The organism is Nocardioides sp. Z22_16 (assembly GCF_058134365.1).
Genome location: NZ_JBYTTI010000001.1, coordinates 1 through 22,380 on the forward strand (window position 1 = coordinate 1; position 22,380 = coordinate 22,380).

25 protein-coding genes and 1 pseudogene are annotated in these 22,380 nt (G+C 70.1%); 4 read left to right on the plus strand and 22 right to left on the minus strand.

The genetic code is table 11. The features are described 5' to 3' along the window. Window positions 1-211: 211 nt before the first annotated feature. Window positions 212-1,555 (plus strand): HNH endonuclease signature motif containing protein, encoded by a 1,344-nt coding sequence (locus AC3X7R_RS00005; RefSeq protein ID WP_489963488.1) that lies wholly within the window; start codon window positions 212-214, stop codon window positions 1,553-1,555. Window positions 1,556-1,615: 60 nt separating this feature from the next. On the opposite strand, the gene AC3X7R_RS00010 is transcribed toward AC3X7R_RS00005, so the two are convergent. From AC3X7R_RS00010 to AC3X7R_RS00100, 19 genes are all read right to left on the minus strand, one after another. Continuing rightward, the gene (locus tag AC3X7R_RS00010; RefSeq protein ID WP_489963489.1) at window positions 1,616-2,488 is read right to left on the minus strand and encodes an amidohydrolase family protein; all 873 of its coding nucleotides are present in this window, start codon (window positions 2,486-2,488) and stop codon (window positions 1,616-1,618) included. 84 nt (window positions 2,489-2,572) lie between these two features. Then, window positions 2,573-3,052: an SsrA-binding protein SmpB gene (gene smpB, locus AC3X7R_RS00015; RefSeq protein ID WP_489963490.1), complete on the minus strand. Its 480-nt coding sequence runs from the start codon at window positions 3,050-3,052 to the stop codon at window positions 2,573-2,575. 91 nt (window positions 3,053-3,143) lie between these two features. Further along, entirely contained in the window at window positions 3,144-4,481 is a 1,338-nt protein-coding gene (locus tag AC3X7R_RS00020) for a peptidoglycan DD-metalloendopeptidase family protein (RefSeq protein ID WP_489963491.1), read from the minus strand. A gap of 54 nt (window positions 4,482-4,535) precedes the next feature. Next, on the minus strand, window positions 4,536-5,447 hold the full coding sequence (gene ftsX / locus AC3X7R_RS00025) for a permease-like cell division protein FtsX (RefSeq protein ID WP_489963492.1): 912 nt from the start codon (window positions 5,445-5,447) through the stop codon (window positions 4,536-4,538). A 19-nt stretch (window positions 5,448-5,466) separates the two neighbouring features. After that, on the minus strand, window positions 5,467-6,156 hold the full coding sequence (ftsE, locus tag AC3X7R_RS00030) for a cell division ATP-binding protein FtsE (RefSeq protein ID WP_489963493.1): 690 nt from the start codon (window positions 6,154-6,156) through the stop codon (window positions 5,467-5,469). A 154-nt stretch (window positions 6,157-6,310) separates the two neighbouring features. Then, window positions 6,311-7,429, minus strand: coding sequence for a peptide chain release factor 2 (prfB, locus tag AC3X7R_RS00035; protein ID WP_489963494.1), 1,119 nt, complete (start codon window positions 7,427-7,429; stop codon window positions 6,311-6,313). Window positions 7,430-7,520: 91 nt separating this feature from the next. Then, a complete protein-coding gene (locus tag AC3X7R_RS00040; protein WP_489963495.1) occupies window positions 7,521-8,309 on the minus strand; it encodes a hypothetical protein in 789 nt (262 codons plus the stop codon). A 151-nt stretch (window positions 8,310-8,460) separates the two neighbouring features. Further along, the gene (locus AC3X7R_RS00045) at window positions 8,461-9,042 is read right to left on the minus strand and encodes a CAP domain-containing protein (protein WP_489963496.1); all 582 of its coding nucleotides are present in this window, start codon (window positions 9,040-9,042) and stop codon (window positions 8,461-8,463) included. 58 nt (window positions 9,043-9,100) lie between these two features. Continuing rightward, on the minus strand, window positions 9,101-10,192 hold the full coding sequence (locus tag AC3X7R_RS00050) for a Gfo/Idh/MocA family protein (RefSeq protein WP_489963497.1): 1,092 nt from the start codon (window positions 10,190-10,192) through the stop codon (window positions 9,101-9,103). A gap of 155 nt (window positions 10,193-10,347) precedes the next feature. Further along, entirely contained in the window at window positions 10,348-10,818 is a 471-nt protein-coding gene (locus tag AC3X7R_RS00055) for a Tad domain-containing protein (protein WP_489963498.1), read from the minus strand. 8 nt (window positions 10,819-10,826) lie between these two features. Beyond that, entirely contained in the window at window positions 10,827-11,288 is a 462-nt protein-coding gene (locus AC3X7R_RS00060) for a hypothetical protein (protein ID WP_489963499.1), read from the minus strand. Beyond that, complete coding sequence (locus tag AC3X7R_RS00065; protein WP_489963500.1) at window positions 11,285-11,725, minus strand: TadE family protein; 441 nt, start codon at window positions 11,723-11,725, stop codon at window positions 11,285-11,287. Before AC3X7R_RS00065 ends, AC3X7R_RS00060 begins: the two co-directional genes overlap by 4 nt. 37 nt (window positions 11,726-11,762) lie before the next feature. Further along, window positions 11,763-12,008, minus strand: a complete 246-nt coding sequence (locus tag AC3X7R_RS00070; RefSeq protein ID WP_489963501.1) for a hypothetical protein — start codon at window positions 12,006-12,008, stop codon at window positions 11,763-11,765. 74 nt (window positions 12,009-12,082) lie between these two features. Further along, window positions 12,083-13,024 (minus strand): type II secretion system F family protein, encoded by a 942-nt coding sequence (locus AC3X7R_RS00075; RefSeq protein WP_489963502.1) that lies wholly within the window; start codon window positions 13,022-13,024, stop codon window positions 12,083-12,085. Beyond that, window positions 13,021-13,875 carry a type II secretion system F family protein gene (locus tag AC3X7R_RS00080; RefSeq protein ID WP_489963503.1) on the minus strand — a complete coding sequence of 285 codons (855 nt, stop codon included), beginning with the start codon at window positions 13,873-13,875 and terminating at the stop codon, window positions 13,021-13,023. The genes AC3X7R_RS00075 and AC3X7R_RS00080 overlap by 4 nt, the downstream gene beginning before the upstream one ends. Next, entirely contained in the window at window positions 13,875-15,170 is a 1,296-nt protein-coding gene (locus AC3X7R_RS00085; protein WP_489963504.1) for a TadA family conjugal transfer-associated ATPase, read from the minus strand. The genes AC3X7R_RS00080 and AC3X7R_RS00085 overlap by 1 nt, the downstream gene beginning before the upstream one ends. Window positions 15,171-15,422: 252 nt before the next feature. After that, entirely contained in the window at window positions 15,423-15,716 is a 294-nt protein-coding gene (locus tag AC3X7R_RS00090) for a hypothetical protein (RefSeq protein ID WP_489963505.1), read from the minus strand. Window positions 15,717-15,908: 192 nt separating this feature from the next. After that, a complete protein-coding gene (locus AC3X7R_RS00095; RefSeq protein ID WP_489964296.1) occupies window positions 15,909-16,310 on the minus strand; it encodes a DUF7878 domain-containing protein in 402 nt (133 codons plus the stop codon). Window positions 16,311-16,374: 64 nt separating this feature from the next. Next, window positions 16,375-17,001, minus strand: a complete 627-nt coding sequence (locus AC3X7R_RS00100; protein ID WP_489963506.1) for a hypothetical protein — start codon at window positions 16,999-17,001, stop codon at window positions 16,375-16,377. A 375-nt stretch (window positions 17,002-17,376) separates the two neighbouring features. Here AC3X7R_RS00100 and AC3X7R_RS00105 point away from each other — a divergent pair, with 375 nt between their 5' ends. Further along, a complete protein-coding gene (locus tag AC3X7R_RS00105) occupies window positions 17,377-17,787 on the plus strand; it encodes a hypothetical protein (protein WP_489963507.1) in 411 nt (136 codons plus the stop codon). A gap of 65 nt (window positions 17,788-17,852) precedes the next feature. Here AC3X7R_RS00105 and AC3X7R_RS00110 read toward each other — a convergent pair whose 3' ends face one another. Next, window positions 17,853-18,137, minus strand: coding sequence for a hypothetical protein (locus AC3X7R_RS00110; RefSeq protein ID WP_489963508.1), 285 nt, complete (start codon window positions 18,135-18,137; stop codon window positions 17,853-17,855). A 507-nt stretch (window positions 18,138-18,644) separates the two neighbouring features. Here AC3X7R_RS00110 and AC3X7R_RS00115 point away from each other — a divergent pair. Continuing rightward, entirely contained in the window at window positions 18,645-19,301 is a 657-nt protein-coding gene (locus AC3X7R_RS00115) for a hypothetical protein (RefSeq protein WP_489963509.1), read from the plus strand. Window positions 19,302-20,012: 711 nt separating this feature from the next. On the opposite strand, the gene AC3X7R_RS00120 is transcribed toward AC3X7R_RS00115, so the two are convergent. Continuing rightward, entirely contained in the window at window positions 20,013-20,345 is a 333-nt protein-coding gene (locus tag AC3X7R_RS00120; RefSeq protein WP_489963510.1) for an FtsX-like permease family protein, read from the minus strand. 126 nt (window positions 20,346-20,471) lie between these two features. On the opposite strand from AC3X7R_RS00120, the pseudogene AC3X7R_RS00125 reads away from it, so the two are divergent. Then, window positions 20,472-21,018 (plus strand): annotated as a pseudogene (locus AC3X7R_RS00125) (integrase core domain-containing protein); the annotation flags it as partial. A gap of 382 nt (window positions 21,019-21,400) precedes the next feature. Here the strand turns inward: AC3X7R_RS00125 and AC3X7R_RS00130 are convergent. Beyond that, a complete protein-coding gene (locus AC3X7R_RS00130) occupies window positions 21,401-22,270 on the minus strand; it encodes a mycofactocin-coupled SDR family oxidoreductase (RefSeq protein WP_489963511.1) in 870 nt (289 codons plus the stop codon). Window positions 22,271-22,380: the final 110 nt, after the last annotated feature.

Here is a 22,380-nt window from a genome sequence, read left to right on the forward strand (position 1 = left end):
CGTCACCCAAGTCATGAGACATGAACCGTCACCGATGTCCTGACCCAGAACTGTCACCAATGTCCCGAGACATCACAAGGTCGCTGACGTTGGCCGGCTCCGCGGAGGGCTCGGCTCGTACCACCCCACGATGATGCGCGGATCGACCAGGAGCACTCCGGTCCCCGTTGCTGTCCGGGGAATCTGCCCATGATTCCTGTCGGAGGCCATCGTGAAGACTCCCCCGTCGTGTCCCACCGCGCACCCGGTGCTCGGGTGCATATCGGCGATCGAGGGTGCCCTCACGGACGTGGCGGCTCTCGACCCGGTCTTCATGGACGTCACCGCGAAGCGCGAGGCCCTGGTGGCCCTCGACCGGCTGACCTCGCGCGTGACCGCTCTCAAGCTCCGCCTCATGACCGCGGCAGGCGACGTGGCGGAGGCCGAGGGTTATCGCGACATCGCGTCGTGGCTCGCCCGGCAGACGCGGAACGACAGCGGCCCGGCCCGACGTGAGCAACGGCTCGCCCAGGCCTGCGACCTCCGGTGGCGGCAGGTCGGCAGCGCGCTCTCCACCGGCGGGGTCAACCTCGAGCAGGCGCAGGCGATCGTCCGCAGCCTCGACGACCTCGCCCGCACCCTGCACGACCTCGCCGACGACGCCACCGTCACCCCGCCCATGACCGGAGACCGGATCGGCGACCTGCTGGTCCGGGCCGAGTCCCACCTCGTCGACGAGGCGGCCCGCTTCGGCCCCCGCGACCTGGCCCGGCTGGGGGCCAAGATCCTGAAGGTGATCGCGCCGCACCTGGCCGACGACGCGGAGGCCCGGCGGCTCGCCGACCAGGACCGTCACGCCCGACGCCACACCACGCTCACCTCCCAGCGGATGGGCGACGGCACCGCCCTGATCAAGGCACGGGTCCCCGAGGGCGTGGCCGCCCGGCTGCTGACCACGCTCGAGGCCTTCACCAACCCGCGCAAGCAGCAGGAGCTCGCGGCCGGCGCAGCGGCCGGGGGGCCCGACGGGCCGCACCGCGCTCCCGACGCCACCGGGGAGGCTCTGCCCTATCCCCTCCGGCTGGGGCAGGCCTTCTGCTCACTCCTGGAAGGACTCGACCCCGGCCGGCTCCCACTGCACGGCGGGACTGCGACCACCCTGGTCATCACCCTCGACCTCCAGACCCTGACCCGAGGAGTCGGCCACGGCACCCTTGCCACCGGCGAGACCATCAGCGCCGGCGAGGTTCGCCGCCTGGCGTGCACCGCGGACCTCGTCCCCGCCGTCCTCGGGACCGGTTCCCACGTCCTCGATCTGGGACTCACGGCCCGCCTCTTCTCCCCCGCCCAGCGCCGCGCCCTCGCACTGCGCGACACCCACTGTCGCGCCCAGGGCTGCGACATCCCCGCCACCTGGTGCGAGGCCCACCACCTGCTCCCGTGGTCCCACGGCGGGCCGACGGACCTGGAGAACGGCGTGCTCCTCTGCGCCCACCATCACCATGCGATCCACGACGACCGCTACCTGCACGAGCGCCTGCCGAACGGCGACATCCGCTACAGCCGGCGTCGGTAGGACCCCGCAGCGGACGACCTGCAGCTCAGCGACCGAACCGGACTCGCGCCGGGTCGGGCCTCAGCGACCGAAGAGGCGGACGCCGTTCTCCCAGCAGACGGCGCGCAACCACGCGCCGTCGAGCCCGGCATGCCGCTCACCCAAGCGCTCCAGCGACTCCAGCTGGTGGACGTAGGGGTAGGGGATGTTGGGGAAGTCGGATCCCAGCAGCACCTTCTCCCTCAGGGCGCCGAGCCGTGGCAGCAGAGCGTCCGGGCACGGACCGCCCGTCTCGTCGAAGAAGTCCGTGAACGCCATGGTGGTGTCCAGCCGCACGTGCTCGTACGTCTCGGCCAGCGTCATGAACTCGGCGTACTCGGGGGCACCCAGGTGCGCGATCACCAGCGCCAGCTCCGGGTGCCGCGAGAGCAGCTCGGCAACCGGCCCGGGTCCGGTGTACGCCGTGGGGATGGGTCCGCTGCCCGCATGAAGCACCACCGGGGTCCCCGACTCGGCCACCACCCCCCAGGCCTCGTCCAGCAGCGGGTCGGTCACGTGGAACGCACCGACCTGCACGTGCACCTTGAAGAGCTCGAGTCCGTCCTCGAGGCGGCGGCGCACGTAGTCGGCGACACCCGGCTCGGGGAAGAAGGTGCCGCAGTGCAGCGCCTCCGGCGTCCGCTTCGCGAAGTCGTGCGCCCAGTCGTTGAGGAACTCCGCCATCCCCGGCTTGTGCGCGTAGGGCAGGGCCGAGAAGTGGCGGACGCCGAAGGAGCGCAGCACGGCGGCCAGCGCCTCGTCGGTGTCGCGGTAGCGCAGCGGCCACGGCCGCCCGATGAGCGGACCGGCGGAGTCGAACTGGGCACGGACCTTCGCCATCACCCGCGGCGGCAGGAAGTGGGTGTGGACGTCGAAGAGCCCGGGCAGACCCAGGCGTTCGGTCCACGCGCGCACATCCGCCGCGTCCTGTCCGTGCCGATAGTCCCCCACAGTCGCAGGGGCCGTAGGGGCCGCGGAGCCTTCGGGTGCGGGCATCCCTCAGTCCTTGTAGCCCTTGAGGCGCCGCTGGACCGCCTGCTCCTTCTCGCGGTTGGCCTGCCGTTCGGCCAGCGAGTGACGCTTGTCGTAGGACTTCTTGCCCTTCGCCAGCGCGATCTCGACCTTGGCGCGACCGTCCTTGAAGTAGAGCTGCAGCGGCACCAGCGTGTAGCCGGAGTCCGAGACCTTGCGCTCGATCTTGCTGATCTCGGAGCGGTTGAGCAGCAGCTTGCGCTTGCGGCGCGAGGAGTGGTTGGTCCACGTGCCCTGCGTGTACTCCGGGATGTGCACCTGGTGCAGCCAGACCTCGCCCCCGTCGACCTCGGCGAAGCCGTCCACCAGCGACGCGCGACCCTGGCGCAGCGACTTCACCTCGGTGCCGACCAGCACGATGCCGGCCTCCCAGGTGTCCTCGATGTGGTAGTCGTGACGCGCCTTGCGGTTCTGCGCGATCGTCTTGGTGCCCTGCTCCCTGACCATGGGGCTCATCCTCTCAACAGTCCGCAAGCGGGTTCTCCCCGGGCGGACACCGGACGGACGCCGGACGGGCCGCCCGGGTCAGAGGGAGCGGTCAGAGCCAGCCGCGCGGGTCGACGGCCCGGCCGTTGGCCATCACGGTGAAGTGCAGGTGGCAGCCGGTGGACCAGCCGGTGCTGCCGACGTACCCGATGACCTGACCGCGCTGCACGCTGGCGCCCGGCCCCACGGTGTAGTTCGTCGCGTGGTTGTAGACGGTGGCGAGCCCGCGGCCCGCGGCGAGACCGTGGTCGATCACCAGGCGGTTCCCGTAGACCGCGGAGTAGTAGGAGGAGACGACCCGGCCGTCCGCGCCGGCATAGAGCGGCTGGCCACAGTCGGCCGCCCAGTCCTGACCGTCGTGCAGGCCCCAGTAGCCGTAGATCGGGTGGGAGCGGTAGCCGAAGGGCGAGGAGAGGGTGCCTCCTCCCACCGGCGGGTTCAGGAAGCCGCCGCTGTTGCCCGGCGGCCCGCTCTGCTGGGCGGCACGGGCCCGCTGGGCGCGCAGTGCCGCCAGGGCCAGCTGCCGCAGCTTCTCCGCGAGCGCCTGCTCCTCGCGCTCCAGCTGGGCCAGCTTGGCCTCGTCGGCCCGGCGGGCGGCGGCCGCCTCCACGTGCGCGGTGCGCCGCTCCCCCACGAGGGCGGCGACCGACTCCTCGGCCGCCTGCGCCTCGGCCTGGTAGCCCTGCATCTCGACGAGGTGGTCGGCCGCGGCCTTCCGCTTCACCTCGACCTCGGCCTTGGCCTCGGCGACGCGGTCCTCACGCACCGCCAGCAGCACCTCGGAGGCCTGCAGCTCCTGGTAGACCCGCGCCTCGCGGTCGACGATCGCGTCGCGCATCTCGGTCTGGCGGGTGAGGTCGGCGGGGGTCCTGGCGTCCAGCAGCGAGGCGAAGGCGAGGAGCTGGGGATCGCCCTGCTGGTACATGTCGGCGATGGTGGCCGCCACCTGGTCGCGCTGGACGGCGCGCTCCGCCTGGCCGGCGGCGAGCTCCGCCTGCGCCTGCTCGAGCGCCGCGGTGGCCTGCACCAGCTCGGCCTGCATCCGGGCGTCGCGCTCCTCGGCGGTCGCGACCTTGGCCTCGGCCGCCGCGAGGGCGACCTGGGCGGCGCCGAGCTGGTCACGGGCCGAGGCCAGCGCGGCGCTGGCCCGCTGCATGCGGCGGCTGGAGGAGTGCAGCTCCGACTCCGCCTCCTCGATCCGCTCGGCGACCTTGTTCTTCTTCTTCTTGAGGTCGTCGGAGTCCGCCTGCGCGAGACCCGCGTGGGCCTGCGCGGTGGTGGACGCCGAGGGTGCGGCGAGCTCACCGACAGCGAGCACGCCGAGCGCCAGCGTGCTCGCGAGGAGCGCGGAGCCCGCACGGCGACGCGTGGTACGGGGGAAGAGACGCACCGGGTTGCCTTCGATGTTCGGGGAAGTGAACGCGACGACGGTAACCGAGCGGAGTCAGACTTTGAGGTATTTGCGGGTCAGCACGAGTGTCGGCAGCAGAGTGAGCACCGGACCGAGCAGCGCGATCGCCGCCACCGCCGTGCCGTACTCCCCCATCCCGATCCACGGCATGAACTTCAGGTCGTCCGCGGTCCGCTCGTGGATCCCGAAGTACATGAAGGCGCCGAGAGCCCCCGCGGCCAGCGCCACGCCGACCAGGGCGGTGACGAGCGCCTCGAGGAGGAACGGGAGCGCGATGTAGAGGGTGGAGGCACCCACCAGCCGCATGATCCCGATCTCCTTGCGCCGGGCGAACGCCGCCAGGCGGATCGTGTTGCCGACCAGCAGCAGCGCCGCGAGCACCAGGAAGGCCGCGGTGCCCAGCGCTCCCCACTTGAGCGCGTTGATCGACCCGTAGATCGGCTTGAGCGTCTCGCGCATGTCCCGGATGCCGGAGACCCCGTCGAGCCCCCGCACCGCGGAGACGATCCCCTCGTACTCCTCGGCGTTCTTCAGCTCGATCCAGACCGACTCGGGCATGTCCTCGGCGGTCGCCGCCGGGTTGGGTCCCTCGAACCGCTCGGGCCCGACCAGCTCCTTGACCTTCTCGAAGGCCTCCTCCTTGGACTCCAGGTGGTAGCCGGCGACCTCGGGGTTCTCCTCCACCACCTTCACCAGGGCGTCGCGCTGGGCGTCGGTGACCTCGCCGGTGCACGCGGCCGAGCTGTCCTCGGCCTTGCAGAGCCACACGGTGATCTGGAGCTGGCTGCCCCAGTGGTCGGCCGCCTTGTTGGCCTGCTGGTTGAGGAGCACCCCGAGCCCGACGAGGGTCAGGGAGACGAAGAGCGTGAGGATCACCGCGAGATGCATCGACAGATTGCGCCGAAGCCCCTGGCCGAGCTCGGAGAAGACGTAACGCAGCTGCATGGGGGGTTGTTGCCTCTCGTCAGTTCTGGACGCCGTAGACGCCCTGGGACTGGTCACGGATGACCCGGCCGTTCTCCAGCTCGATCACCCGCTTGCGCATCTGGTCGACGATCCCGGCGTCGTGGGTGGCCATCACCACGGTGGTGCCGGTGCGGTTGATGCGGTCCAGCAGCTTCATGATCCCCACCGAGGTGGTGGGGTCGAGGTTGCCGGTGGGCTCGTCGGCGATCAGGATCATCGGCCGGTTGACGAACGCCCGCGCCACCGCGACCCGCTGCTGCTCACCACCCGAGAGCTCGTCGGGCATCCGGTCGCCCTTGCCCTCCAGGCCCACCAGCTCCAGGGTCTCGGGGACCAACGTCTTGATGTCGGAGCGTGACCGGCCGATCACCTGCAGCGCGAAGGCGACGTTCTCGCTCACCGTCTTGTTCGGGAGCAGCCGGAAGTCCTGGAAGACGGTGCCGATGTCGCGGCGCAGCCGCGGCACCTTCCAGCTGGCCAGCCGGTTGATCTCCTTGCCGGCCACGTAGACACGACCCGAGGTCGCCTTGTACTCGCGCAGGACCAGGCGCAGGAACGTCGTCTTGCCGGAGCCCGAAGACCCGACCAGGAAGACGAACTCGCCCTTCTCGATGTCGACCGAGACCTGGTCGAGACCGGGGTGCGGATGCCCTGGATAAGCCTTGGTGACCTTCTCGAATCGAATCACGTGACCCGAGGGTACGCGAGGGTGCCAGCGGGTGGGGGCGCCGCGCCAGGGCGGTGACCGACGTACGCCGTGAGGGAGACCACGCGGGTGATTCGGGCCACCACCGGGAGCCCCGGAGCCAGGCCCGCCGCGGCCGTCCCGGGCAGAACCGGGATCAGTTCTCCTCGGCCCTGTCGCTGCCCCGGCGCCAGCGGATCCCGGCCTCCAGGAAGCCGTCGAGGTCGCCGTCGAAGACCGCGCTGGGGTTGCCGACCTCGTAGCCGGTGCGCAGGTCCTTGACGATCTGGTAGGGGTTCAGCACGTAGTTGCGCATCTGGTCCCCCCAGCTGGCCTGGACGTCGCCGCGCATCTCGTCGAGGTGGGCCTTCTCCTCGGCCTTCTTCAGGGCGAGGAGCTTGGCCTTGAGGACCACCATCGCGGAGGCCTTGTTCTGCAGCTGCGACTTCTCGTTCTGGCAGGAGACGACCGTGCCGGTCGGGATGTGGGTCAGCCGGACCGCGGAGTCGGTGGTGTTGACCGACTGGCCGCCGGGGCCGCCGGAGCGGTAGACGTCGACCCGGATCTCCTCGTCGGGGACGTCGATCTCGTCGGTCTGCTCCAGCACCGGCACCACCTCGACGGCGGCGAACGACGTCTGGCGACGGCCCTGGTTGTCGAACGGGCTGATCCGCACCAGGCGGTGCGTCCCGGCCTCGACCGAGAGGGTGCCGTAGGCGTAGGGGGCGTGGATGGCGAAGGTGGCCGACTTGAGGCCGGCCTCCTCGGCGTAGGAGGTCTCGAAGACCTCCACGGGGTACTTGTGCTGCTCGGCCCAGCGCGTGTACATCCGCATGAGCGTCTCGGCGAAGTCGGCGGCGTCGACGCCTCCGGCACCGGCGCGGATGCTGACCAGCGCCTCGCGGGCGTCGTACTCCCCGTTGAGCAGGGTGCGAATCTCCAGGGACTCCACGGACTTCTTGATCCGCTCGAGCTCGGTCTCGGCGTCGGCGAGCGCCTCGGCGTCGCCCTCCTCCTGGCTCAGCTCGACCATGATCTCCAGGTCGTCGATGCGCTCGCTGAGGCCGGTGAACTTGTCGAGCTCGCCCTGGAGCATCGAGAGGCGCCCGGTCACCCGGGTCGCGTTGGCCTGGTCGTCCCACAGGTCGGGGGCCGCGACCTGGTCGCCGAGGTCGGCGATCTCGGAGCGCATCGCGTCCAGGTCGAGCACCTGCCCGATGGTGTGCATCGTCGCCCGGAGCTGCTTGATCTGCGCGTCGAAGTCGGTGCCTGCCACAAGGAGCCACCCTACGGCGCCGCCGGTGCCGTGTCGAAACCCGTCCTCGAGGTCGGGGCTCCGCCACGGTCACCGGCGGCGTCGGGCGCGCTCACTTGGTGCAGAGGACCTTCACGTCGGCGGCGGCGACCTGACCCGCGGGCGTGGCGCTGGCGCCGAAGCGGAAGAGCACCCGGTAGGCACCCGTGATGTCGCTGGTGTGCTGCTTGATCGCCCCGACCGTCAGGTCCTCCCAGACCTTGGTCACCCCGTCGGCCTCGAGCTTGGCGGTGCCGGTCGCCCCGGTGGCGCTGGCGTCGGTCAGCCCGTAGGTAGCGGAGAGGGAGGTGCACTTCCCGCCCAGCGTGAACTCGATGGTGCCGTCGCCGGGCTCCTTGGTCACCAGGCTGTTGTCGTAGCCCTGGGCCCCGATGTGGACGAAGCCCGGGTCGACGTTGACCTTGGGTCCGAAGTCGCGCCAGGTCAGGTTCTCCCAGCGGTAGACGACCACCCTGAGCTCGTCGCTGAAGGCCACCTTCGCGCCCTTGCCGGGGCTCTTGCGGATCCGGTAGTAGCGGGTCCCGGGAGCGCTGGGCGTGTCCTCGAGGGTGAACCGGCCGCTGGCCCGGAGCCGGGTCGAGCTGGACTTGGACCACCGGGTCCTGCCCTCCAGGCGCTGCTGCAGGACCACCCGCTGGCCCTTGACCTTGGGGCGGACCCACCCGGTGAACCGCAGCGTGTCCTCCCCCGCGACGGCGACCTCCTGGTCGACGGCGACCCGGACCTTCGCCTCCTTCGGCGGCTTCGCCTGGGCCTGCGCCGCGGTGCCGGCCGGGGCGGCCACCAGCGTCATGGAGACGAGCGCCGCGGCTGCGGCGGTGCTGATGATGGTGCGCTTCATGGGGTTCTTCTCCCTCGTCGGTTGCAGGCACCTGGTCCTGCAGGCTCGACAGTGTGACCCCAGGGACCCCCTTTTTGTTGTGACCAATTCAGGGTATTTCGTCCCACTGATCACGGGGGTCTCCCACGGTGGTCTCTCGGGAGCTCTTCGGTCAGCGCGCGCCGAAGACCTGGGCTGAGTACCAGATCCCGTCGCCACCCTTGGCCGCGCCGATCCCGATCAGGCGGAACTCGCGCCGCAGGATGTTCTCGCGGTGGCCGGGTGAGTCCATCCAGCCACGGACCGCGGCCCGGCCGGAGCGATAGCCCATCGCCACGTTCTCCCCCACCGTGCGCATCCCGCAGCGGCGCAGCACCGGGCCCAGCTCCTGGTGGTAGAGCGTGGCGCTGGCCGCCATGGCGTTCGCCTGCGCCTGGGCCGCCCTGATCAGGCAGCGGTGGGTGCGGAAGGCGCGGAGGTCCTGCTGGCTGCGGTGGGCGTTGGTCGCGTGCAGGGCCTTCTTGGCGTAGCGCCTGCCGGTGGCCGCCCGGCTGGCCCCGGCGGCGGCCTCCTGACCCGCCGCGCTGCTCGCGGTGCTTCCGGTGGTCGCGCTGCTCCCGGTGCTCGCGCTGTTCCCGGGGCTCCCGGCCTGGGCCGCCCCCGCGGCCGGAAGCAGCAGTGTGAGCATCAGCAGCACGGGCAGCATCGCGGGGGGCGTGAGCCGCGCGTGGGTGCGGCGTCCGGCACGAGGCATCTCGGGTCTCCGGTCGTCGAGAGGTCAGGACACGCCGACACCGTAGCCCGGCCCGTGCTCACTCCTCGCCCGGATAGACCAGACCGATCTGCCGACGGACCTCGTCCAGCGTCTCCATCACGGCGATGCTCTGCGTTCCGGGCAGCAGCGGCGACTCCGTGAGGCCGGAGCGGACCAGACGCTCGACCTCCCGCGCCTGGTGATGCATCCCTCGGCCCGCACCGCGGCCAGGCCCGCGGCCGTCGTACTCCTCCAGCAGGGTGCCGTCCGTGGCGATGACCCGCAGCGTGGTCGGCGCGTACCAGGTGGGGGCGATCTCGACCCGCGCCCGCGTCCCCAGCACGACGGCGTCGTTGCGCCCGGCGACGTCGAGGGCGGTGTGCAGGACCGACTGCTCCCCCCGCGCGTGGGTGAGCATGAGGGCCGTCTGGCGGTCCACCCCCGTCGGCGTCGGCAGCGACCTGCTGTCGACGGTGACCGGAGCGCCGAAGAGGTCCCAGGCGAGCGAGACCGGGTAGACCCCCAGGTCGAGCAGGGCCCCGCCGCCGAGTGCGGGGTCCAGCAGCCGGCCGGCCGGATCGTCCGAGAGCTGCTGGCTGTGGTCGGCGACCAGGGTGCGGAGCTCGCCCAGGGTGCCGGCCGCCACGATCTCGCGGAGCCGCACCATGTGCGGCAGAAAACGGGTCCACATCGCCTCGAGGACGACCAGGCCCCGCGCCCGGGCCTCGGCGACGACCGCCCTGGCCTGGGCCGCGTTGAGGGTGAACGGCTTCTCGAGGAGGACGTGCTTGCCCGCACGCAGGGCGAGCAGCGCGTGCTCGGCGTGGAAGACGTGGGGCGTGGCGACATAGACGACGTCGACCTCCGGGTCGGCGACCAGCGCCTGGTAGCTGCCGTGGACCGTGAGCGGGCGACCGGGGCCGGCCCCCGATCCCGCGACGGACCCGGCGAACCGCTCGGCGGATCCCAGGGTGCGGGACCCGATCGCCTGCACCGTGTGGCCGTCGGCCCGCAGGTCCTCGGCGAAGCGTCGCGCGATGCCTCCGGTGCCCAGCACTCCCCAGCGCAGCCCGCCGGCCCGGCTCTCTGGCCCAGGGTCGGACCCAGCCTCCGACACGTCAGCCGTCACGTCGTCCGTCAACTCGCCCATCATCCCACCCACCGTACGGAGTCGCGCGCCGGCGTGGGGGTCAGTGGCCGGCTCCCACGGGCAGGTGGGTGTCGAGGTCGCCGCGCTGGTCGGCGAGGATCGCCGGGGCGGCGCCTGGCGGGAGTCCGACCATGCTCGGGGGTTCTCAGGGCCCCTCAGCCGGACCGCTGCACCGTCACCGCGGCGGAGCCCGTCGCCGAGACCAGCGGAGGCTCCGTGAGGCCCGGGACACTCAGCGGCAGGTCGAGCGGGGCGGTGAGCCTGACCCGGACCAGCCCGGCTGCCGGGTCGACCTGCACGGAGTGGGTCAGCCCGGGGTAGCGCTTCCGCGCTCCGACCAGCTCGAGGTAGGCGCGCACGGCCTCGTCCACGGAGCCGCGCCCCTGGCGGAGCCGGTCCTCGGGGACCCCCTCGCCGTAGACACCCGTGGCGCCCAGGTCGGCGCCCTGCAGCGCGGCCCCGTCCGCGAGGGTGTCCAGCCCCTGTCGCTGCAGGTACGCCGCCGAAGAGTCGATCACCACGGCGATCGCGAGCAGCAGGATCGCCGCGAACCCGATGATCAGCAACGAGATCTGGCCGCGCTCGTCGTCGCCGCCTCGGCGCGGCGACCTGCCCGTCGGCTCCATCGGTCGCCTCACCCTCCGCTCTGCACGTACTGCCCGACCGGGACGGTGTGGCTCGCCTCGAGCCGGAAGCTCGACCGGCCGTCGCCCTTCAGGGCGTCGGGGATCGCCGGGAGGGCGACGCCCGAGACGACCACCACGGTGATCACCGACGTGCCCTCCAGACACCGCCCGGGACCGTTGCTGCAGGTGACCGCGACCTCGGCACGCATGCCCTCGCCGCCCTGGTCGTCGAGCGTCTGCTGGGCGATGGTCCTGGCCCGCCGCAGCGCGGTCTCCTCGTCGGGAGCGAGCGCGTAGGCCCGACCAGCGGCCCGGGCGGCGGCACTCACCGCGAAGGCCCCACGCTGGACCTCGAAGACCGAGACCACGATCCAGACCAGCGGCACCAGCAGCAGGATGCCGAGCCAGACGAACTCGACCAGCGCGCTCCCCCGCTCGTCGCGCCCCGTCGCGCGCGGTGCGCCGCTCATGACGCGTCCCCGCCCGCCGGGCCCCGGGGCGGGACCTGACGACGGGGGTCGGGCTCGATCACGGCGTTGCCGCTCACCTCGAAGGTGATCGCCGGTCCCCCGAGCCCCAACGCCGGGACCTTGACCTCGGCCGTCATCCGATAGGCCGGCTGCCCCTCGACCTCGACCAGCTCCACCCGCGGGGTGCCGACCAGGTCCGGCGAGAGGGCACCGGCGTACTGCTCGTAAGCCTTCGCCAGGCCGTCCTCGGGGGTCGCCTCCCAAGTGGCGGCATACCGGGCACCCTCGGCCACCGCGGAGGCGACCGTGTTGCGCACGTGCAGGACAAGAGCCACCTGGAGGATCCCGAGGACCAGGGGCACGAGGATCACCAGGATCAGCACGAAGTCGACGACCGCGGCCCCCTCCTCGCCGCGCCGTCCCGCCCGTCGTCCCATGTCGTCTGAAGCCGTCGCTGAAGGTCGTCGAAGGTCGTCAGGACCCGGGCGCGGGCGTGACGCTGCCCAGGGCCGTCCTCAGGATGTTGACCAGCTCGGGCTCGGCGAAGCGGAGCAGGGCGGCGACGAGGCCCGCGGTCATCACCGTGACGAGCACCCAGCCCGGCACGTCGCCCCGCTGGTCGGCGGCCCGCTCGGCCAGTCTCGACCGCAGACGGGACCGAGCGCCTCCTCGTGCGGGCGTGACGGGCGGGGCACTCTCGGAGCTCTGGCTCGGGGTCATCTCTGTTTCCCTCCGTTGATGGATCGACTCGTGGATCGGTTGATGGATCGGTTCTTGGATCGGTGGCCGGGTGGTCACGGCGTGGCGAGGCGCAATCCGACCAGGCCGGGGTAGAAGGCGAAGAGCACCGTCACGGGGAGCACCAGGAAGACCACGGGCACGAGCATCAGGACCTCCCGGCGCGCCGCGCTCTCGATCAGGGCCCGCCGTCCGGCCTCGCGCACGTCGCCTGCCTGCGCGTGCAGCACGTCGGCCAGGGGGGTCCCCCGGTCCACCGCCACCGCGACCCCTTGGGCGAACCGGGCGACCAGCGCCAGCCCGGTCCGACGGGACAGGTTGTCGAAGGCGTGCGCCACGGGCTCCCCGGTCCTGATCTCGGAGAGGACGCGCGCCAGGTCCATCGAGAGCGCCCCGGTGCTGCGTCGGACGACTCGGTCCAGGGCGGCGACCGGGCTCTCCCCCGAGGCGACGGAGAGTGCCAGGAGCTCGGCGATGATCGGGAACTCCGCCACGATCTCGCGCTCGCGCTCCACCGCGCGCGCAGTGAGCCTTTGGTCCCGCAGCACCACGCCGCCGGCGAAGGCGATGAGGCACAGGGCCAACGAGGTGAAGACCGACGCGCTGCCGGTGACGGCGCCCAGGAGCTCCCAGCCCGCCACGGCGGCGAACCCGATCAGACCCCAGATCACCTGCTCCACCCGGAACTCCTGGACCGTCTTGTCGATGTCGGCGCGCTCCAGCCGGCGCGCCACCGAGACTGAGCCGCCGAGCAGCCGCTCGATCAGGTCGGCGGCGGAGCGCAGTGCCGGCCCGAAGAGCTGACTGGCGGCGCTGATCGGCGAGGTGGAGGCCACCTGGAGCTGGGGCACACGGCCGACCTGAGGCAGGTCCCGGACGTAGGGCAGGACCCGCACGGCGATCGGGGTGCGACGGATCGCCTTGACCCGGGCGAGGACCAGGACCATCCCGAGACCGGCGACCAGCCCGAGCAGCGCGCCACCCAGCGACGGGGTCACGACAGGATCCTGCGCTCGACCGGGAGCCGACCGATGCGGAGCATCATCCAGTAGGCACCGAAGCAGAGGCCGGCGCCGACCAGGAGCACGAGGCTTCCCGTCGGAGTGGAGTACCGGGCGATCAGCTCGGTCTGGAAGGCCATCATGAGGAGCACCACCCACGGAGCTGCGACGGCCAGGCGAGCGCCGTTGACGGTCCATGCCTGCCGGGACTCCAGCTCGGACCGGGTCCTGGCCTCCTCCCGCAGGTAGCCCGAGAGGTTGCGGAGCAGCCGCCCGAGGTCTCCCCCACCGACCTCGCGCGCGATCCGCAACCCCTCGACCATCCGGTCGCCGACGGGATCGGCGAGCCGCTCCTTCAGCCGATCCAGCGACTCACCGAACCGGCCCGTCACCTGGTAGTCCAGGGCGAACTGGGCGAAGGTCTCGCGCAGCGCCTCCGGTCCGTTGACCGCGAGCCCCGCGAGGGCGTCGGGCAGCGACAGCCCGGCCCGGACGGCGGAGGAGAGGTTGTCCACCGCCTCGGGCCACACCTCGGCGAACTCGCGCTGCCGTCTGCGCGCCCGCCCGGCCAGGACCGCGAGCGGCAGGTACCCGGTGATCAGCCCGAACGCGAGGGCCACCGGGAAGGCGTCGGAGACCAGCTGGACCACCGCCAGCACACCCAGCGCGAGCACCGAGCAGAGGGCGAGGAGGCTGGAGACCGAGACCTCGTTCATCCCCGCCCGGGACAGGAGCTCCTGGAGCCGTCCCGCACTCCGGGACTCGGCCCGCCTGCCGCGGGGCAGGAAGAACGCCGACCAGATGAGCAGGGCCCCGGTGCCGAAGCAGAGGCCCACCAGGGCGCCCATCAGGAGGTGCCGCCGTTCAGGATCTGGTGCACGTCGACACCGACGCGCTGGTAGCGCTCGGGGCGGTGCGGCACCCCTCCGGTCCAGCGAAGACCCGCTCCGTGGGGCCCGGAGGAGCGTTCGAAGATCGGCTCGATCTCGATGACGTCGTCCTCGACGCGACCGGGCACGGCGACGATCTCGTTGACCCGGCGGACTCCGTGCACGTCGATGCCGAGGTGGACGACCAGGTCGACCGAGCTCGCCACGGTCGGCACCACGAACCGGGCCGAGATGTTCTCCCCGGCCAGCAGCGGAAGGGTACACATCTTGACCAGCGCCTCGCGGGCGCTGTTGGCGTGCAGGGTGCACATTCCCGGCAGGCCCGAGTTGAGCGCCAGCAGCAGGTCCAGGCACTCCTCGGCCCGGACCTCCCCCACGATGACCCGGGAGGGACGCATCCGCAGCGACTCCTTCACCAGGTCCCGGAGCCGGATCTCGCCCGTCCCCTCGAGGCCGACCTGGCGGGTCTGCATGGGCACCCAGTCCGGGTGGGGGAACTTGAGCTCGAAGACCTCCTCGGCGCTGATCACGCGCTCTCCACCGGGGATGGCGGCCGCCAGGCAGTTGAGCATGGTCGTCTTCCCGGCCTGGGTTGCGCCGGCCACGAGGATGTTGAGCCCGGCACGCACCGAGGACTCCAGGAAGGCGGCCGCCGACGGGGTGAGGCTGTCGAGCTGGACGAGGTCGGCCAGGCGCGCCGCCTGCAGGCGGAACTTGCGGATGTTGACGGCCGTGAACCCCCGGCTGATCCCCTGCAGCACCACGTGCAGCCGGTGACCGTCGGGGAGCATCGCGTCGACGAACGGCTGGCTCAGGTCGACCCGGCGCCCACTGGTCTTCAGCATCCGCTCCACCAGCTCGCTCACCTGCGCCTGGGTGAGGACCAGGTTGGTCAGCTCGTGGCGACCGTGACGGGCCACGAAGACCCGGCTCGGGTCGTTGATCCAGACCTCCTCGACCGTGGGGTCGTCGAGCAGGCTCTGCAGAGCCCCGAAGCCGGCCACCCGGGCGACCAGCTCGCTGACCAGCGCCTCGGGGTCCGAGACCGGCGCCACCGCCCCGGTCAGGGACTGCTCGTCGTGGGCCGCCACGACCTGCTCGGCGAGCCGGCGGACCCGGGCCGAGTCACGCTGGGGGTCGATCCCCTCCCGCCGCACCACCTGACGCAGCCGCGCGTCGAGCGCCTCGACCACCTCCGGAGGCGCGGGCACCGGGACCGGCGCCCCGGAAGCAGGAACCACGGACGCTGTCATGGCTCACCCCCCGAGCTCTCCTGCGACGACCCGAGCGACGCTAGTGGAGCCGACAGGCCGCGGAGCCGCCGTCCCGCCTCCCTGTGGAGAACTCGCCGCGCCCGCGGCGAAGTTACCCACGATGGCGTAGACGGGATACCTCACCCGGCATAGGCCGGACGGCCCCGGCGGGCGCTCGAGACCCCCTCCGGCCCGGTCGAACCCTGAAGAGCAGGGCCCCGGTGCCGAAGCAGAGGCCCACCAGGGCGCCCATCAGGAGGTGCCGCCGTTCAGGATCTGGTGCACGTCGACACCGACGCGCTGGTAGCGCTCGGGGCGATGCGGCACCCCTCCGGTCCAGCGAAGACCCGCTCCGTGGGGCCCGGAGGAGCGTTCGAAGATCGGCTCGATCTCGATGACGTCGTCCTCGACGCGGCCGGGCACGGCGACGATCTCGTTGACCCGGCGGACTCCGTGCACGTCGATGCCGAGGTGGACGACCAGGTCGACCGAGCTCGCCACGGTCGGCACCACGAACCGGGCCGAGATGTTCTCCCCCGCAAACACCCAAATGGGGATGTGCAGGTCGCCAGCCGCTGCGGGCCTGCCTGTGACGGTCCTGACTGGGTCAAGGGGGTGTCCCCTGAAAGTGCAGCACACCCCCCTCGAGCACGTTTGGCTGGACTGGCCGTTGCATGACCAGGGGCGCCGGCACCGAGCCAGTCGCGAGGCTCGCCACCAGGAAGAGGATGAGGCGCTTCAGCACTTGAACACCTCGGCGGGATCGAGGCCAAGCTCTGTGAGGTCGGCCTCGACCCGATCAACGAGTCGGCGACAACACAGCTCGACCTCGGGCCAATCGATCAGAGTCGTAGAAGCGCCTGCGTCGAAGACCGAGCCGAAGGTCCATCCCGCAGGTGTCTTGCGAAAGGCGATCGATCCGACCTCCTCGAAGGACATCGAGTCGAACTCAAAATCACCTCGATCGGGGCTCCCCAGCCAGATCTTCAGGCTCCGAGCGAGTTCGACAACAGGGAAATTGGGCTCGTCGTAAACGGTCTCGTCGCCAATGACGACGCGGAGGTCGGCGTCTAAGGCGATCAGGTAGTCAGCCTGTGTGGTGCCTCGGAGCTCATCCGTGGCTAGGTGGCCGTATGTCATTTCCACGCCAGTCACCTCACGTTCACCGGGAAGGCGTTGATGACACGGCCGTCGTTGGTGACGATCACCCGAATGTTCGTTTGGCCGCCTGTTCCAACGACCCTGCCCGCCGGCACGATCGGTCCAGAAACAGGTCGTACGTCGACCGGACACCCGCCGCGCCCTGCGGCGCCTTCACGGGCAAGGCGAGGGTCACCGACTCACCGGAGGCAAGGCTGCGACCCAGCGGCACGTAGGCACGGCCACCGAGCGTGACGTCCGCGGTGCCGCCGACCGCGGTCCACCGGTAGGACAGCTGGAGCCCAGCGGGCCACGCCTGCCCAGAGCTGTTCTGCACCGTGACCCGCGTGGTCACGGCCGAACCCGGTGTCCACGAGGACGGCAACCCCGGCGCCGACACCTGCCACGCGCCCTGCTCCGCCGCCTCGGCGGCAGCCTCGGCCGCCTGCTCCGCCGTGCGAGCCGGCGCGACACCCGCCTGAGCGGCCGTCAACCCCCGGGCCCCCTGCGCAGTCGACGCAATGCCCCTCTCCGTCGCCGCCGGAGGTGTCAACTCAGGTGCGAGCTTCACCGCCGCCGCGGCCGGGGCGGCGGCCGACGCCGCAACCGGCACCGAGACCGAGGAAAAGACCAGCGCGATCGTCGAAGCGACGACGACTGCTGCGGGCGCGCGCCCAGAAAACACCACCACAATGGCTCCCCCGAGAAGGCCGCCACAGTGGCGACAGGAAATGTGTGGGGGTCATAGTGCGCACACTTTGAACGAGCGCGACAAGGGCCGGGGCCAAAACCTTTGCTTAACCGACTTAGCCCCTCGGGCCAGCACCAGGCCCAAGCCGTTGGTTCTGCCATCAATCGTGTGCCATGGAGTTTGGAGGGCGTCGCTCTCTGGACGACGCGATCGTCCATGACCTCACCCTGTCTACTTGACCGAGCGGGCCACGTTTGCCCCTTGACCGTGCTGGGCTCGCGCCCGGATCTGTAACCGTCGGTGCGGAGCATCCGACCATGCCGATGAGCGGACGTGTGCGAGACCTCTATCTATTGAGGCAGTAGCCTCCGGGACATGGGATTCTTCGGGACATTCGTCTACGCCGACGGTGTGTGGAGCCAGGACAACGGGGCGCCGCCAGCGGGGACGTCACTGCGTGTCGAGATTCACGACAGCGACTTCGCTCGGATCGACTACCGGCCCGCTGAGACCGGCCTGGGCCGGTTCTACCTTGGCCATGAGCCCGCCATCTTTTTCGAGGACCCAACGGCTAGCGAGCCGGTTGACACTCAGGCAGAAGCCACAGGCTTCAGCGCCTGGGTGAAGCATGTCGGCGGATCGCCTATCGCACCCGAGTTGATCATGCCGCTGCTGGCCGATCCCGGCGGGGCAGACCCTGAGGACAACTTTGCCGAAGAAACCGTCGTGAGGTTGCTCGGCCTGGCAAGCCTGCCCATCCCCGAGTCCCTTCAGCAGCCGGGCTGAACGCGCGCGGACCTGCCGCGATGCGCGCGCTTCCGGCGGTGACGTGTGCGAGAGGGTGCACCACCTCACTCCGGGCTGTGCACGCCGTCACGCCGCAGGCCCAGGAACTTCTTGCCGTCCGGGATGGCGTTCTCCACCAGCGCCATCGCACCCTCGGGCCAGATCACGTCGGCACGGTTGTCGCCACGAGCGAGCCCGTCCACCGTGGTCGCCGTCGGCAGCCACAACCACGTCGTAGCCGGTCCCAGGGCCAGGGGCAGCGCAAGCCAGCAGCCCCGGGCTTCGAGGTCGTGCGGCAGGGCGATGGATGGCGGCAGGTCGCTGGGACTGGCCTCCACTGAACCCGGCACGCGACAGAGGGCAACGCTACTTCGAGCTGCGCAAACCCCTCTCGAGCCTCTCCCTGCCCTGGAAGCACCCGAGCTGCAGGCCATGTGAGAGCCACACGATCAAAGGGTCTGCTGCACGAACCGGCGTCAACTTTCACCTGGCCGGCTGGGTGGCGGCCGTCCCTCGACCCATCCGCATCGTCAACATCGGAAGGGTGCACTTTCACGCTCAGAGCGCCCCCGTAGAGGTCGCCCGCAAACACTCCAATGGGGATGGGCACGCACAGGCTTCCCGGGCGGGGACAAGTTCCCGCTGAGCGGCCTGGCCCGGCGCCTTTCGGCTAGGCAGCGTACCTTCGTTGGGTGCTGCACACGGCCGCGCGCTGGCCGCACGATCTCGGTCCGGAGGCAAGGAGTCCTGCTGGAGGGACGCGGCATGAGGGGGCGTGTTCAGCCTAGGACTCACGGCGCGGCCACCAGTTCGCGCATCCTTGGTCAGCCGCGGCGGCCTTGCCTTAGTCTGCGGGCATGAGCATGGCGATCGTGAACGGCTCACCCGGCGCTGGTGCTGCCACGACTTCTCGTCGACGACGCCGTCGAGGTGGGGTCACCGCGGGCTTGCTGATCATCCTCGGAGCAGCCCTCAGCGTCGCCTGGATCACCGGCAACGCGCAGGTCCGTCCACCCGCCTCGGATTCGGCGACCCCCGCGGCCACCGCCCAGCGCTGGCTTGCCACGCACGACCACCGAATGGTGGCCCAGTTTCAGGGAGCCCGCACGCACAACGTCACGGTGGTTCGCCGCAACGGCATCCTGAACGGTGACGTCCAGACGATGAAGGCCGATGAGCAGAGCGGCTACTACCGGTTCCGCATCCGCTCGGGCGAGGTGCAGACCACGAGCACCGGGGGCCTGTCCACGGCGCATTGGACGCGGGCGACGCCGGCACAGAAGACCCTAGTGATGCACGTGACCGACCCGGCGTGGATCTTGGCGCCTTTCGCTTCGGTGCCTCGGCTGCGAGACATCGAGCCCGACGAGGACGCCGAGCATTACAGAAGCCCCGACGGTGACAGCCTCTACACGGCCCACGGGCGGCCGCTGGCAGTGATCACACGCCCAACCCAGGCGGGGCGGAGCCGCACGTTCCGCATCGACGCCCTCCCGATTTCCGCAGCGCGCTGAGCACTCCGCTGCGGGCACCCGCCGGCCATGGTTCGACGCACGCAGCGCTCGCACTTCCTGTAAGGCGACCTCACTACTGTCGACACCCGGGTTTCACACCCAATCGCATAGGGGGCGCTGCCTGACGCGCACGGTAGCGATAAGCATGCCCGCGGCTGAGACCGAGTAGGTGCGTCCTTCTCCCCGCCTATGACCGTCGAGCCGTGAAAGCGCATCGTGCTCCGCGTCCCGGCGGGGCCGTGCGACTTCCGGCGCTCCGATGACTCGGTCCCCTCTCTTGCGTGCCGAGTCCAGTGGGGACTCAGGGACCCCAGAGCCTCCATCAGACCCGGCACGCAACACATCGCCCCGCGTTCGAGCGAGGCCGTGCTCGTTCCGGTCCCTCGTTCCAACCCAGTCCCTCCCCTGCTTCACCCGCACACCACAGCACGGGACGGGTGTTGCAGACCAGCATGGGCAGTGTGCAGCTTCACGCTCAAAGCGCGGGGTTCGCTCTCGCCGGCGAACACCCGATTGGGGATGTGCAAACCCCAAGTGTCGTGCGCACTGAGAGGACGGCTGTGAGCGCCGCACGCCGGCCCGCTACTGACGGGGCAGACTTGCCTATGTCGGGTGCTGCACTTCAACGCCTATCGGCGCGAGTTCGGGCATCCGGCCTAGGGCGTGTCTCGTAAACCCGGATCCGCCTAGTTCATCTCGGTGGATTCGAGGTTACGGCACTCGGAGGATGCGTACCGGGCCTTGTGCTGCGGCGATGGTTGCAGGCGGGACTGCGGCCAGGAGGGCGGTGAGCAGCGTCAGGGTGGGGACCCCGAGGATGAACGCGATGCCTGGGACGGTGCCTTGGGTGGCGTTCACCATGGCCACCCCGAACCCGGTACCCAGCGTGACGCCTGCGAGGGCGCCGAGCCCGGTGGGGAGCAGCACCGGTACGACGAGAGCGGACCGGGTTGCTCCGAGCGCGCGGCGGCGGCCGACGTCGCGTTTGCGCGCTGCAGTCGCCCCGTAAAGGGTGACCGCGATGAGGACCAGGCCGCTCGCCAAGGCAAGAATCATGAGCTGTCGGTCACTGTCACCGGCCGGTAGCGGTGGCGTGCCGGGTGCTCAAGCTCCACCGCCAGCGCTACTACGCCTGGCTCGCCAAACCCCGTCACGGACAGCGAACTCGAGGAGACCTACCTGGCGAACGCGATCTTCGACGCGCACCGCGAGGACCCGGAGTTCGGCTACCGGCTCCTCTTCGACGAGATCACCGACGCCGGCCACGTCGTGTCCGAGCGGACCGTGTGGAAGATCTGCTCGGACAACCAGTGGTGGTGCGTGTTCGGCAAGAAGCGCCGCGGGAAGAAGGGCCTGCCCGGCGCGCCCGCCCACGACGACGGGCGGATCGGTGGCCGGCTGCAAGCTGCACTCCGATCGCGGACGTCAATTTCGAAGCCGGAAGCTGCAGCAGTCGCTATGGCGTCACCAGATGCTCGGCTCCATGGGCCAGGTCGGCTCAGCCGGGGACAACGCCGCCATGGAGAGCTTCTTCAGCCTGCTCCAACGCAACGTCCTCGACCGCCAGAAGTGGACCACCCGCGAAGAGCTCCGCATCGCCATCGTGACCTGGATCGAACGGACCTACCACCGCCGACGACGCCAAGCACGCCTCGGTCGATTGACCCCCATCGAGTACGAAGCCATCATGACCACGCTGGCCGGCCAGGCCGCGTGACCGACTGTCACAGATCGGTGCAGCGGCCCCGAGCCCTACCGCATATATGCAATCGAGCATGAGCACGTTGGCGCCGACTTCGTGCGGTGGGGTGTCCCGTTCTTCAGCGCCGAGGGCGTACGCCTTCCTCGGGTTGACGGACCGCGCCGAGAATCGCCATGAGCCGGTCCTCAACAATAGCCCGCCCTGACCTGCTACTCCTGCACGAAGAACGTCAGTCATCAGCTCAACCCCGAGCCCGTGCGTGGCGCGGTGGCAGGCGAAGCGTAGCTATGCCTGCCACCGCGCCACGAACCGGGCTCCGAACACAGGTTGAGCGTGACCCCTGTTGTGTGTGTCGAATTTCGACGCCAGGGCAGCCCTTATTGCCCTGAGTCCAGGGTCAGGGCTTTGACAGGTTTCCTGCGTCGACGGGGATTGACACCCCAGTCACAAACCGTGATTGATCTGACGCGAGCCAAGCGACCGCGTTCGAGATGTCCTCGGGCTCCAACCAGGGCACATTCATTGACCGCTTACTGGCGAAGACTGGGGCCAGGTCATCCTTGGTGGGTTCTGCGACGTCAGGGACACAGAGCCGGTACACGGTGTCATTGTGGATCATTCGCGTGGAAACCGCGCCTGGCTGAATGCAGTTCACTCGGATGTTATAGCCGGCAAGCTCGTTGGATAGGGACTTCGCGAGACCAGTGAGCCCATGCTTCGAAGCAACATAGTGGGACAGGTTCTCGTACCCAGCTTGGGCAGCGGTCGAAGACGTAATGATGATTGAGCCTCCGGTTCCCTGCTGGATCATGTGGGGAACGACAGCCTTCACTGTTCGCCAAACCCCAGTTAGGTTCACGTCAAGCATGTCCTGCCACTCGGTTTCGCTCAACTCCCACGAGGTACCAGCTCCCCAGATTCCCGCGTTGGCAGACACGATGTCGATCGCCCCAAGTTCGCTGACTGCATCACGGGCGACCTGGTCGAGTGCCGCGCCATCTCGGACATCGACCGATCGAGTCAAGACTCGGCGCCCGACACCCTCGACCAGCGATCCCGTTTCTTCGAGTTCATTCGCAGTACCGAGCGGATACTTGGCTGATTCGATGTCTGTACAAATATCGATAGCGACGATATCTGCCCCGTCCCGAGCAAGTCGCAAGGCGTGCGCTCGACCCTGCCCCCGCGCAGCGCCCGTGATCAACGCCACCTTCCCCGACAGTGGACCCCTAGCATCAGCAGCATATGGTGAGTTGTTCTCCGTCATTTCCATTCCTTTTCTGAATCATGATCTTGCATGAACAATCGGGTCATAGGAATCCGCATCGTGATTGCAGCGCGCAACCTCATCAGTTCGCGCATCTCGGCGCCCAACTC